The sequence below is a fragment of the Pseudomonas sp. B34(2017) genome, from assembly GCF_002112915.1.
Lineage (GTDB): Bacteria > Pseudomonadota > Gammaproteobacteria > Pseudomonadales > Pseudomonadaceae > Aquipseudomonas > Aquipseudomonas pharyngis.
Genome location: NZ_NEJA01000001.1, coordinates 1,003,171 through 1,014,784 on the forward strand (window position 1 = coordinate 1,003,171; position 11,614 = coordinate 1,014,784).

The following is an 11,614-nucleotide window of genomic DNA, read 5'->3' on the forward strand; positions in this document are numbered from 1 at the left end:
ATTTTCGGACTGACCGACTTGCCGCTGATCAGCGTGATCGAATTGCTCAGCGGGCTGTTCCTGCTGATCGCCGGCGCCGAGCTGATGGTGCGCGCCGCCGTGCGCCTGGCCGCGCGCCTGCATGTACGACCACTGATTATCGGCCTGACCATCGTCGCCCTCGGCAGCAGCGCCCCGCAAATGGCGGTCAGCCTGCAAGCCGTGCAGGCGCACACGCCGGACATCGCGGTCAGCAGCGTGATCGGCAGCAGCATTTTCAACATTCTTGTCACCCTCGGCCTGTCAGCGCTGATCATTCCGCTACGGGTGTCGCGGCAACTGGTACGCCTCGACATCCCGTTGATGATCGGCGCCAGCCTGCTGGTATTCGTGCTGGCGTGGAATGAAGAACTCGGGCGCTTCGACGGCATTCTGTTGCTCGGTGCCCTGGCGCTTTACCTCGGATTGTTGCTGCGCCAGTCGCGGCACTCGACCCGCCCGCATTCCGATCAACCCCACGATCCGCAAGCCCCGTGGTTTACCAGCCTGCTGATGATTGTCGGCGGCCTGGGCATGCTGGTGTTCGCCGGACACTTGCTGCTGGGGGCGGCCGTGGTGGTGGCCACCGATCTGGGTTTCTCCGAACGGGTCATCGGCCTGACCGTGGTCGCGGTCGGCACTTCGCTGCCGGAACTCGCCACCTCGCTGATCGCCGCGCTGCGCGGTCAGCGGGACATCGCCGTGGGCAACGTGATCGGCGCCAACCTGTTCAACCTGCTCGGGGTGCTGGGCCTCACCGCGCTGATCGCACCGACACCGCTGTCGGTCTCGCCCAATGCGCTGGATTTCGACCTGCCGGTAATGCTCGGCGTCGCGTTGCTATGCCTGCCGGTGTTCTATTCCGGCTACCGAGTGACTCGCGCGGAAGGTCTGCTGCTGCTGGGTTTGTATCTGGCGTACGGGCTGCACGTGGTGTCGTTCACCACCGGCATGCCACTGGCCGGCAAGCTTGAACGATTGATGCTGTTTTATGTGCTGCCGACGCTGCTGGCGTTTCTGTTTTTCACGTCCGTGCGCGCCTGGCGCCGCCAACACCACAAGAAGGATGTGCCATGACCGAATCGAAGAAGTCCGGGGTTGAAGTCCGCCGTCAGGTAATGGGCGACGCGTTTGTCGATCGCGCGCTGGGAAACGCCACCGAGTTCACTCAACCCTTGCAGGACTTCGTCAACGAACACGCCTGGGGCGGCGTGTGGAATCGCGAAGGTCTGCCGCTGAAAACCCGCAGCCTGATCACCCTCGCCGCGCTGACCGCGCTGAAGTGCCCGCAAGAGTTGAAAGGTCACGTGCGCGGCGCGTTGAACAACGGCTGCACCGTTGAAGAGATCCGCGAAGCGCTGTTGCATTGCGCGGTTTATGCCGGCGTGCCGGCGGCGATCGATGCGTTCCGCGCGGCGCAGGAAGTGATCGACAGTTACCAGAAGCCTGAGTAATCGCTGGCCTCAGATCCACCCGCCCCACTGCAAAAAGAAAATCCCGATGTTGGTGGTGATCGCCGCCATCAGCGTGGTGAGCACGATGATCGCCGCCGCCAGTTCATGGTTGCCCTGCGCCGCACGGGCCATGACAAAACTGGCGGCGGCAGTCGGGCTGCCGAAATACAGAAACAGAATCCCCAGCTCCGCCCCGCGAAAACCCCACAGCCATGCACCCAGCGTGGCGATCACCGGCAGGCCGACCATCTTCACCAGACTCGAACTGAGCGCCATGTTGCCGCTCTTGCGCAGCGCCGCCAGCGACAGCGTGCCGCCAATGCAGATCAGTGCCAGCGGCAGCGTGGTCTGTGCCAGGTACTGACCGGAGGTTTCCAGCCACCCCGGCAGACCGATCTTGAAATAAGCGAACGGCGCCGCCGCGATCACGCTGATGATCAACGGATTGCTGACCACGCTTTTGCAGATGCTCCACGGGTCCGACTTGATCACCGGGCTGTAGACCGCCAGCACGATGGTCGACAGGGTGTTGTAGAACAGGATCACCAGCGCCGCGAGAATCGCTCCGAGGGAAATTCCGTAGTCGCCATACATGCTCGCCGCCAGCGCCAGGCCGATCACCCCGTTGTTGCCGCGAAACGCGCCTTGGGTGTAGATGCCACGATCTTCACGCGGACAACGGAAAATCGCCCAGCCCCAGGCCACGGCAAAACTGACCAGCGTGGCGAGGGCGAAATAGATCAGCAGCGCCGGTTGCAGCGCGGCGTGCAGGTCGGCGTGCAGGATGCCGAGAAACAGCAGCGCCGGCATGGTGACGTTGAACACCAGCGACGAAGCGGTGTGGATAAAGTTGTCGTTGATCCAGTCGATGCGCTTGAGCAGCACACCGAGAAACAGCATGGCAAACACCGGCGCGGTGATGTTCAGGGTTTCGAGGAAGATTGCCAGCATGCCGGGGAGCCTTGGAGGTGAGCGTCGTTAGGGCGCTAATGATAAGCCACTTTCACCCTGATCGTTCCCACGCTCTGCGTGGTAACGTCTCCTGTGACGCTCCGCGTCACACTGTTGGGACGCGGAGCGTCCCGGGCTGCATTCCCACGCGGAGCGTGGGAACGATCCACCCCCCTCAAACAGATCAAGTAATCGGCGCCGGATTGAACAACGTAATGTCGTTGTGCAGCTTGTGCTTCTCCGCCCACGTCTGCTGCTTGCCGCTCGCCACATCCAGGTAGTAGTGGAACAACTCCCAGCCCAACTCCTCGATGGTTGCGCGCCCGGTGGCAATCCGCCCGGCATCGATGTCGATCAGATCCGGCCAGCGCTGCGCCAGTTCGGTACGAGTCGAAACCTTCACCACCGGCGCCATGGCCAGACCATAAGGCGTGCCACGCCCGGTAGTGAACACATGCAGATTCATCCCCGCCGCCAGTTGCAAGGTGCCGCAGACAAAATCGCTCGCCGGCGTCGCACAGAAAATCAGGCCCTTCTGCTTGAAGCGCTCCCCAGGGCCGAGCACACCGCTGATCGCGCTGCTGCCGGACTTCACGATCGAGCCCAGCGACTTTTCGACGATGTTCGACAACCCGCCCTTCTTGTTGCCCGGGGTGGTGTTGGCGCTGCGATCCGCTTCACCCTTGGCCAGGTAACGGTCGTACCAGTCCATTTCGCGCACCAGTTCCTCGGCAACGGTTTTGCTCTGCGCCCGTGAGGTCAGCAGGTAGATCGCATCGCGCACTTCGGTGACTTCGGAAAACATCACCGTCGCGCCCGCCCGCAGCAGCAAGTCCGAGGCGTAACCCAGCGCGGGGTTGGCGGTAATGCCGGAAAACGCATCACTGCCGCCGCACTGCATGCCGAGAATCAACTCAGACGCCGGCACGGTTTCCCGGCGGCGCTGGTCGAGCTTCTTCAAGCGGACTTCGGCCAGTTCCATGATCTGCTCGATCATCTCGGTGAAGCCGTGACTGGAATCCTGCAAGCGATACAACCATGGCTCGCTCAGATCCACCGACGCATCGTCCTCGTGCATCACCTGCCCGGCCTGCAATTTCTCGCATCCCAGGCTGATCACCAACGCCTCGCCACCGAGATTCGGGTTGCGCGCCAGATTGCGCACAGTGCGGATCGGGATGTAGGCGTCGGTGGCCGTGATGGCCACGCCGCAACCATAACTGTGGGTCAGCGCCACCACGTCATCAACGTGCGGGTACTTGGGCAACAGTTCGTCCTTGATGCGTTTTACCGCGTGATCCAGCACCCCGGTGACGCATTGCACGGTGGTGGTGATCCCGAGAATGTTGCGCGTGCCGACGGTGCCGTCGGCGTTGCGATAACCCTCGAACGTGAAGCCTTCCAGCGGTGCCTGGGCGGCCGGCACATCGGTGGATAGCGGCAGGCTGTCCAGCGGTGGCGCGGTCGGCATGCGCAGTTGATCTTCCTTGACCCAACTGCCACGGGGAATCGGCTGCAACGCGTAGCCAATGATCTGGCCGTAGCGAATCACCGTGCCCCCCTCGGGGATATCCACGAGGCTGACCTTGTGACTCTGCGGCACGAAATCCACCGTCACCAGGCCATCGGCAAATGCGGTGCCGGCCGGCACGCCCTGGTCGTTCACCACTACCACTACGTTGTCCCGCTCGTGCAGGCGGATGTAGCGCGGCGAGTCGGAATGTTCAATCAACTGCATGACGCCGCTCCTCAGGAATGCGCTTGAGACAATTTGCCGGTGGCTTCGGAACCGCCTTGGGTTGGCGGCTCTTTAAGGACCACACGTTTGATCGGGCCGACGATCACCAGGTAGCTGAACACCGCCACGAGTGCGTTGGCACCGACGAACACCAGCGCCCATTTGAACGAGCCGGTGGAACTGATGATGTAACCGATGACGATCGGAGTGGTGATCGAGGCGATGTTGCCGAAGGTGTTGAACAGGCCACCGCTCAGACCGGCGATCTGTTTCGGCGAGGTGTCGGACACCACCGCCCAGCCCAGCGCGCCCACGCCTTTGCCGAAGAATGCCAGGGCCATGAAGCCGACCACCATCCATTCAACGTCGACATAGTTGCACGCCACGATGCTGCTCGAAACCAGCAGACCGGCAATGATCGGCGCCTTGCGGGCAAAGGTCAGCGAATGGCCCTTGCGCAGCAGGTAATCGGAAATCACCCCGCCGAGCACGCCGCCGATAAAGCCGCAGATCGCCGGCAACGAGGCGATGAAACCGGCCTTGAGGATGGTCATGCCGCGTTCCTGCACCAGGTACACCGGGAACCAGGTCAGGAAGAAATAGGTGATGCCGTTGATGCAGTACTGGCCCAGGTAAACGCCGAGCATCATGCGGTTGGTCAGCAGCTGGCGGATGTAATCCCATTTCGGGCCGTCAGCCTTTTTGCCTTGTTTCTGGTCCATGTCGACCATGCCGCCGTTGTCGGCGATGAACTTCACTTCCGCTTCGTTGGCCATCGGGTGTTGGCGCGGGCTGTGGATAACCTTGAGCCAGACCAGCGAGAACACGATGCCGAGCAGGCCCATGACGATGAACACGTGCTCCCAGCCAAAGGAGAACACGATCCAGCCCATCAGCGGCGCGAACAACACGGTGGCAAAGTATTGCGCCGAGTTGAAGATCGCCGAAGCGGTGCCGCGTTCGGCAGTCGGGAACCAGGCCGCCACAATGCGTGCGTTGCCGGGGAACGATGGCGCCTCGGCCAGACCCACGAGGAAGCGCAACATGAACAGCGCGACGATGGCCGTGGACATGCCGAACTCACCGACGAAGCCTTGCAGCACGGTGAACAGCGACCAGGTGAAAATGCTCAGGGCATAGACTTTTTTCGAGCCGAAGCGATCGAGCAGCCAGCCGCCGGGAATTTGCCCGGCCACGTAGGCCCAACCGAAAGCAGAGAAGATGTAGCCGAGGGTGACCGCGTCGATGCCGAGGTCTTTTTGCAAACTGGAACCGGCGATCGCGATGGTGGCGCGGTCGGCGTAGTTGATCGTGGTCACCAGAAACAGCATGAGCAGGATCAAATAGCGGACGTGAGTCGGCTTGGACGATTGCATGTAGATGTACTCCCACTGATTATTTTTATGCGGGTAAAACATTCTTTGGTCTTGTACCGCGCAGGGCCTCAGGCGAAGGCCCGGCGCGGGTGCAGCGATTTACGAACCGATGTAGCTGGTCTTCACGACCGTGTAGAACTCTTGCGCATAGCGGCCTTGCTCACGTGAGCCATAGGATGAACCCTTACGGCCACCGAACGGAACGTGATAATCGACACCGGCGGTCGGCAGGTTGACCATCACCATCCCGGCCTGGGAATGACGCTTGAAATGGTTGGCGTACTTCAGCGACGTGGTGGCGATACCCGCCGACAGACCGAATTCGGTGTCGTTGGCCATGGCCAGTGCAGCCTCGTAATCGGCCACGCGAACGATGTTGGCCACCGGGCCGAAGATCTCTTCGCGGCTGATGCGCATCGACGCTTCGCTGTCGGCAAACAGGGTCGGCGCAAGGAAGTAACCCTCGGTGTCGCAGGTCACCAGAGCACCGCCGCTGACCAGACGCGCACCTTCGGACTGACCGATGTCGATGTACTTCATGTCCTGTTCAAGCTGCGCTTGCGAAACCACCGGACCGATATCGGTGCCAGCCTTCAGCGCGTGGCCGACCTTGATCGACTTCATGCGCTCGGCCATGGCTTCGACGAACTTGTCATGAATCCCGGCAGTGACGATCAGTCGGCTCGAAGCCGTGCAACGCTGGCCGGTGGAGTAGAACGCGCTCTGCACCGACAACTCGACCGCCTGCTTGAGGTCGGCGTCGTCGAGAATGATCTGCGGGTTCTTGCCGCCCATCTCCAACTGAACCTTGGCCTGGCGCGACACGCAGTTGACGGCGATCTGACGGCCCACACCGACGGAGCCGGTGAAGCTGATGCCGTCGACTTTCGGGCTGTTGACCAACGCTTCACCGACCACACGACCGCTGCCCATCACCAGGTTGAACACGCCGGCCGGGAAGCCTGCGCGGGAGATGATTTCGGCCAGGGCCCAGGCGCAACCCGGCACCAGATCCGCCGGTTTCAACACCACGCAGTTGCCATAGGCCAGGGCCGGGGCGATTTTCCACGACGGGATGGCAATCGGGAAGTTCCACGGGGTGATCAGGCCGACCACACCCAGGGCTTCGCGGGTGACTTCGACGTTGACGCCCGGGCGCACCGACGGCACGTAGTCGCCGGACAGGCGCAGGCACTCGCCAGCGAAGAACTTGAAGATATTGCCGGCGCGGGTCACTTCGCCGATGGCTTCGGGCAGGGTCTTGCCCTCTTCCCGGGCCAGCAGGGTGCCGAGCTCTTCGCGGCGGGCGAGGATTTCAGTACCGACTTTGTCCAGCGAATCGTGACGGGCCTGAATGCCCGAGGTCGACCACGCCGGGAACGCGGCGCGCGCGGCGTCGATGGCGGCGTTGACCTGAGCCAGGTCAGCCTTGGCGTAATCGCCGATGGTGTCGCTCAGTTCGGACGGGTTGATGTTCGCCGAGTAATCGTTACCGGCGACCCATTCACCGTTGATGTAGTTGTCATAGCGCTTGGTCACGAATCATTCTCCTGACGCAAAAGGCCGCTGATTGCTCAGCGGCCTTGTTTATAGAGGTGTGTTACTGCGCACCTTGCTTGTCGATCAGCGCAGCGAGCATTTCGTACTCTTCGCCGGTCAGGTCGGTCAGCGGCGCCCGCACCGGGCCTGCGTCATAGCCGGCGATCTTGGCGCCTGCCTTGACGATGCTCACGGCGTAACCGGCTTTGCGGTTGCGGATGTCCAGGTACGGCAGGAAGAAGTCGTCGATGATCTTGCCGACGGTGGCGTGATCTTCACGGGCAATCGCGTGGTAGAAGTCCATCGCGGTTTTCGGGATGAAGTTGAACACCGCCGACGAGTAGACCGGCACGCCCAGGGCCTTGTAGGCCGCGGCGTAGACTTCGGCGGTCGGCAGACCACCGAGGTAGCTGAAGCGATCACCGAGGCGACGACGGATCGACACCATCAGTTCGATATCACCCAGACCGTCCTTGTAACCGATCAGGTTCGGGCAGCGCTCGGCCAGGCGTTCCAGCAGCGGCGCGGTCAGGCGGCAGACGTTGCGGTTGTAGACCACCACGCCGATGTTGACCGATTTGCACACCGCTTCAACGTGGGCGGCGACGCCGTCCTGGCTGGCTTCGGTCAGGTAGTGCGGCAGCAGCAACAGACCTTTGGCGCCCAGACGCTCGGCTTCCTGAGCGTATTCGATGGCCTGACGGGTCGAACCACCGACACCAGCGAGGATCGGCACGCTGCTGGCGCAGGTGTCGACGGCAGTCTTGATGATTTCCGAGTATTCGCTGGCAGCCAGGGAGAAGAATTCACCGGTACCACCGGCGGCGAACAGGGCTGAAGCACCGTACGGGGCCAGCCATTCCAGGCGTTTGATGTAGCCAGCGCGGTTGAAATCGCCCTGAGCATTGAAATCGGTCACCGGGAACGAGAGCAGGCCGGCGGAGAGGATGGACTTCAGTTCTTGTGGATTCATTATTCGAACACCCTGGTAGCAACGTTTTTTGTGAGTGGACCGTTCAGCCTTCGCTGAAGTTGTAGGTCATCGTACAACTTAAAATATAACCGTCAACTGCATTTCATCGTTGCAGGGCATTTTTTGTCGGACAAGATTTCTTTTTGACGTAGGAAATTTCTCGACTAGGCTGATTTTAACTGTATATACGTACAGTCAAATACAACCTGCCGACGACATATCAAGGAGAAAGAAATGTCCGGTCTACAAACAAAATGCCTCGAAAAACCTGCACCGGTCATCGCCCGTTTTGATGACTTGTTTACCCCCGGCGGCATCGCCTTCAATGCCGAGAACCCGCACTTGCTGTTGCACATCGCCGACTCGCACAGCGATGTCGAACCCGCGATCGCCCTGCCCGCTCAAGCCTTGAAAGGCAAGCCGCAACTGCGCTTCGAAGGTGCGGAACACAAGGCTATAGGCGATAACACCCGGCTGCGCTTTATTGAAAATGCCGAGCCGGTGCTCGCGCAAAATGTGCCGCTGCATCTGCCGAACGGATTGGCGCTGACCTACGGCCAGGTGCTGGCGCTGGGCGGTGATTTCTACGGAATCGTCGACCGTCCGATCAATGAAGGGTCGACTTCGGCTGATCGCCTTCAGCGCTTCACGGCGGCCTTCGACACTCTCGCCACGCTGTCGGCCTCGAAGATCGAGGCGACGCAAATTCTCGCAATCATGCAAAAGGAGATCGACGCGGTTAAACAGGCCATCAAGGATGGCAAGCAACCTCATGAGGCCTACGACGCGTTGGGAGATACGTTGTCGGAAGAGTGGAACAAAATCACCGGCGGCGGGAGTTTTGTCTCGGCCCTGTTCCCGCTCGGTCGCTATCTGAAACTGGCAGCGAACAACGCCGACCACTTCGGCGAATGGGCTCGCCAGGCCTACATCGCCGGGCACACCGCCGCCCTGCAAACCGCCGCTGCCGCCCACGCCAGTCAGGACGAACTGCAACTGGAACGGGCCTACGCGATGAACGCATTCGCCGACCACTACCTCACCGATCTGTTCTCTTCCGGGCATTTGCGAGTGCCGCGCAAAGCCATGGCCGCAGCGGTGACACCGAGCGATCTGGGCTCGCTCATCACACGTTTCATGCACGACGAAGACAGCAAGTTCGGCCTCAAGGTACGCAACGGACATGGCGAGCAATGGCGGGCATTCGGTGACAAGCGCTACTTCGACGCCACGGACGCTGACAACCGCAATCAGGTGAATCGGGCGGTACAGGATTCGGCGGACGAGGTGTACGCCGCGTATTCAAGCGGCAACGTGCCGACCACCTTCAACGCGCTGCAACGGTTGCCGGATCTGACGGCCGTGCTGGACCCGGCCAACAACTTCTCGCCACTGTTCCGCGTCGAGGGCAACAAAGTCCTGCGGCGCAAGGACGTCAACAACCTCAACGACACTGCCACCGTCGACGACTGGTGGGGCTGGAGCACCTACCTGCTGCTCAAGGACTATCACCCAAGCGGCAACACGAATTAAGGAGCGATTCGATGACGATCAAATTGAAACTGGAACTGGCCTCGGGCCAATCGATGAAAGGTGCGCCGCTGCAACTGCTGTGCGACGGCGTGGCCATCGCCCGGGCGTCGGTGGATGCTCACGGCCAGGCAACGTTCGACGTCAGGCCCGGCCCGGGAAAACTGGCGGTCAGGGTGGATCGTTCGATTCTGCCCCACAGCTGAAATGCCCGGACAAGATTGCCCCGGCGCGCCTCACCGATTCGCCGGGTAAAGTGCGACGACTGCCGCGAAGGATCGCGGCAGATCTTTTAAGGAGAGCGAAACATGACGTTTGCCGCTGCACACCTTCCGCAATTCCCCGACCACGCCAGCGACTCGATCATCCTGCGGTTATCAACTCTGGATGATGACTTGATCGTCCGTGTGCCCGACGGGCAGAACACACCGCCGAACTGGGATGTGTACCCGATCCTCGGTGATGATCCGGAGGAGCCTGAATGGCAGGGTTTGGCGGAGCCGACCGGCGTCTGGGATGACACACTGGATGACATGGTCGGCCTGACCGGGATCGAACTGAGCATCCCGAGATTCGAGCTGGAAAAGTACCTGAACAGCACCGTTGAACTGCGCTACAAGTTCGCTGATGAGGCCGGTCTCGAGCCTTGTTCGGAGCCGCTGAAACTGTACATCGAGTCCTGATCCTGCTCTTTCGAGTCCTTCCAAGACCGAGCTCACTACTACCGTTCATCGCAACTGTCATTTCTGACAGGTGCGAACGCTTGGCAGGTTCGGGCTTACTGACTTGGGAGTTAACGAACCGGCTCCATCGACGCAACACCATGGTTTGCGTTCTTACAACGGTTCAAATGGATGTGAAAAGGAGTTTGATCATGACTGCACAAGTCAAAACCTTGGTGGCACCTATTCTCAAGGAAGCCGAGAACGGTGTGCTCTTCCTTAGCAAACTCAAAGGAGACGCTCACGGTGATGTACCGCCTTACCAGCAGGCCGTCGCTGGCGACGTGATTACCATGAAAGTAGAGACCTCGACCGGTAACAAATGGGAAGCAAGACATACCCTGACCGCAGCCGAGGTGGGAAAGTCAGTGATCTTCGCCATCCCCAAAGATGTCTTTGAGAAAAAACTTGTTCCCGGTGCGAGGGCCGAACTGCATTACACCGTCACCATAAACAACGGTAATGCTTCGTCATCCCCATTGCTGACAGTTCAACTCGAACGATAAGCAACAATCACCCCTGCGCCTGTGCCTCTTCATGAGCCTGGCGCAGTCTTTCCCGGCTGTTGGTCAAATGGAGGCGCATGGCCGCACGGGCGGCATCGGAATCCTGACGGGCGATGGCGTCGTAGATTTCCTCGTGCTCGCGACTCAGGCGACTCATGTAGTGCTGCTGATCGTCATGGGCCAGGCGCGCCGAATTCAGCCGCGTGCGCGGAATGATGCTGGTGCCCAGGTGGGTCATGATGTCGGTGAAATAGCGGTTGCCGGTGGACAGCGCGATTTGCAGATGGAACTGGAAGTCCGACGCCACTGCATCGCTGGCGTGGGCCACGCTGTCATTCAGCGCATCAAGGGCCGCGCGCATCGCAGCAAGTTGCTCGGTGCTGCGGCGCTGCGCGGCAAGGCCGGCGGATTCGACTTCGAGGCTGATACGCAATTCGAGAATGGCCAACACGTCACGCAGGGTGACCACGGTGGCCGGGTCGATCCGGAAACCGCTTGGGCTCGGGGTGTCGAGCACGAAGGTGCCGATGCCATGACGGGTTTCCACCTGCCCCGCCGCCTGCAAACGGGAAATCGCCTCGCGCACCACGGTGCGGCTGACGCCGTGGGCTTCCATGATCGCCGACTCGGTCGGCAACTTGTCGCCGCGCTTGAGCAGACCGTCGCGGATCTGCTCGGTCAGCACCGTCACCAGTTCCTGAGCCAGGCTGCGGCGCTTGCGAGGGAGTCGCGGGGTGTCGATCAGGTTTTCCATGGTCTGCATCTTGTCTCGAAAATTCGGCTTGTGGGCATCATAGCTCAAGCGGG

Annotated in this window: 12 protein-coding genes; 6 read left to right on the forward strand and 6 right to left on the reverse strand. The window is 60.9% G+C overall.

All coding sequences use genetic code 11. From position 1 onward, the window contains the following. Window positions 1–33: 33 nt before the first annotated feature. Together CAF80_RS04840 and CAF80_RS04845 are read left to right on the forward strand one after the other, a co-directional pair. On the forward strand, window positions 34–1,095 hold the full coding sequence (locus tag CAF80_RS04840) for a calcium/sodium antiporter (protein ID WP_085666963.1): 1,062 nt from the start codon (window positions 34–36) through the stop codon (window positions 1,093–1,095). Next, window positions 1,092–1,472: a carboxymuconolactone decarboxylase family protein gene (locus CAF80_RS04845; RefSeq protein ID WP_039769260.1), complete on the forward strand. Its 381-nt coding sequence runs from the start codon at window positions 1,092–1,094 to the stop codon at window positions 1,470–1,472. Before CAF80_RS04840 ends, CAF80_RS04845 begins: the two co-directional genes overlap by 4 nt. 9 nt (window positions 1,473–1,481) lie before the next feature. Here CAF80_RS04845 and CAF80_RS04850 read toward each other — a convergent pair whose 3' ends face one another. The 5 genes from CAF80_RS04850 to kdgD form a co-directional block, all read right to left on the reverse strand. Next, window positions 1,482–2,423, reverse strand: coding sequence for an AEC family transporter (locus tag CAF80_RS04850; RefSeq protein ID WP_007953620.1), 942 nt, complete (start codon window positions 2,421–2,423; stop codon window positions 1,482–1,484). A 184-nt stretch (window positions 2,424–2,607) separates the two neighbouring features. Then, window positions 2,608–4,161, reverse strand: coding sequence for a galactarate dehydratase (gene garD / locus CAF80_RS04855; RefSeq protein ID WP_085666901.1), 1,554 nt, complete (start codon window positions 4,159–4,161; stop codon window positions 2,608–2,610). An 11-nt stretch (window positions 4,162–4,172) separates the two neighbouring features. After that, window positions 4,173–5,537, reverse strand: coding sequence for an MFS transporter (locus CAF80_RS04860; protein WP_039769701.1), 1,365 nt, complete (start codon window positions 5,535–5,537; stop codon window positions 4,173–4,175). Window positions 5,538–5,636: 99 nt separating this feature from the next. After that, window positions 5,637–7,076 carry an aldehyde dehydrogenase family protein gene (locus tag CAF80_RS04865; protein ID WP_039769256.1) on the reverse strand — a complete coding sequence of 480 codons (1,440 nt, stop codon included), beginning with the start codon at window positions 7,074–7,076 and terminating at the stop codon, window positions 5,637–5,639. A gap of 61 nt (window positions 7,077–7,137) precedes the next feature. Then, on the reverse strand, window positions 7,138–8,049 hold the full coding sequence (gene kdgD, locus CAF80_RS04870; RefSeq protein ID WP_011332448.1) for a 5-dehydro-4-deoxyglucarate dehydratase: 912 nt from the start codon (window positions 8,047–8,049) through the stop codon (window positions 7,138–7,140). Window positions 8,050–8,283: 234 nt separating this feature from the next. On the opposite strand from kdgD, the gene CAF80_RS04875 reads away from it, so the two are divergent. The 4 genes from CAF80_RS04875 to CAF80_RS04890 all read left to right on the forward strand — a co-directional run bounded on the left by CAF80_RS04875 (window position 8,284) and on the right by CAF80_RS04890 (window position 10,807). Further along, window positions 8,284–9,582 carry a phospholipase gene (locus CAF80_RS04875; RefSeq protein ID WP_085666902.1) on the forward strand — a complete coding sequence of 433 codons (1,299 nt, stop codon included), beginning with the start codon at window positions 8,284–8,286 and terminating at the stop codon, window positions 9,580–9,582. Between the two features lie 11 nt (window positions 9,583–9,593). Continuing rightward, window positions 9,594–9,785, forward strand: coding sequence for a hypothetical protein (locus CAF80_RS04880; protein WP_085666903.1), 192 nt, complete (start codon window positions 9,594–9,596; stop codon window positions 9,783–9,785). 102 nt (window positions 9,786–9,887) lie between these two features. Beyond that, on the forward strand, window positions 9,888–10,262 hold the full coding sequence (locus tag CAF80_RS04885) for a hypothetical protein (RefSeq protein ID WP_039769248.1): 375 nt from the start codon (window positions 9,888–9,890) through the stop codon (window positions 10,260–10,262). 191 nt (window positions 10,263–10,453) lie between these two features. Further along, complete coding sequence (locus tag CAF80_RS04890) at window positions 10,454–10,807, forward strand: hypothetical protein (RefSeq protein WP_039769246.1); 354 nt, start codon at window positions 10,454–10,456, stop codon at window positions 10,805–10,807. Between the two features lie 7 nt (window positions 10,808–10,814). On the opposite strand, the gene CAF80_RS04895 is transcribed toward CAF80_RS04890, so the two are convergent. Beyond that, window positions 10,815–11,561, reverse strand: coding sequence for a FadR/GntR family transcriptional regulator (locus CAF80_RS04895; protein WP_176240928.1), 747 nt, complete (start codon window positions 11,559–11,561; stop codon window positions 10,815–10,817). Between the last annotated feature and the right edge of the window lie 53 nt (window positions 11,562–11,614).

Bases quoted from the DNA above. Each gene is read 5' to 3' on its own strand.
- CAF80_RS04845 (WP_039769260.1), top strand. From the start codon at position 1,092: ATGACCGAATCGAAGAAGTCCGGGGTTGAAGTCCGCCGTCAGGTAATG.
- CAF80_RS04850 (WP_007953620.1), bottom strand. From the start codon at position 2,423: ATGCTGGCAATCTTCCTCGAAACCCTGAACATCACCGCGCCGGTGTTT.
- garD (WP_085666901.1), bottom strand. From the start codon at position 4,161: ATGCAGTTGATTGAACATTCCGACTCGCCGCGCTACATCCGCCTGCAC.
- CAF80_RS04860 (WP_039769701.1), bottom strand. From the start codon at position 5,537: ATGCAATCGTCCAAGCCGACTCACGTCCGCTATTTGATCCTGCTCATG.
- kdgD (WP_011332448.1), bottom strand. From the start codon at position 8,049: ATGAATCCACAAGAACTGAAGTCCATCCTCTCCGCCGGCCTGCTCTCG.
- CAF80_RS04875 (WP_085666902.1), top strand. From the start codon at position 8,284: ATGTCCGGTCTACAAACAAAATGCCTCGAAAAACCTGCACCGGTCATC.
- CAF80_RS04880 (WP_085666903.1), top strand. From the start codon at position 9,594: ATGACGATCAAATTGAAACTGGAACTGGCCTCGGGCCAATCGATGAAA.
- CAF80_RS04885 (WP_039769248.1), top strand. From the start codon at position 9,888: ATGACGTTTGCCGCTGCACACCTTCCGCAATTCCCCGACCACGCCAGC.
- CAF80_RS04890 (WP_039769246.1), top strand. From the start codon at position 10,454: ATGACTGCACAAGTCAAAACCTTGGTGGCACCTATTCTCAAGGAAGCC.
- CAF80_RS04895 (WP_176240928.1), bottom strand. From the start codon at position 11,561: ATGGAAAACCTGATCGACACCCCGCGACTCCCTCGCAAGCGCCGCAGC.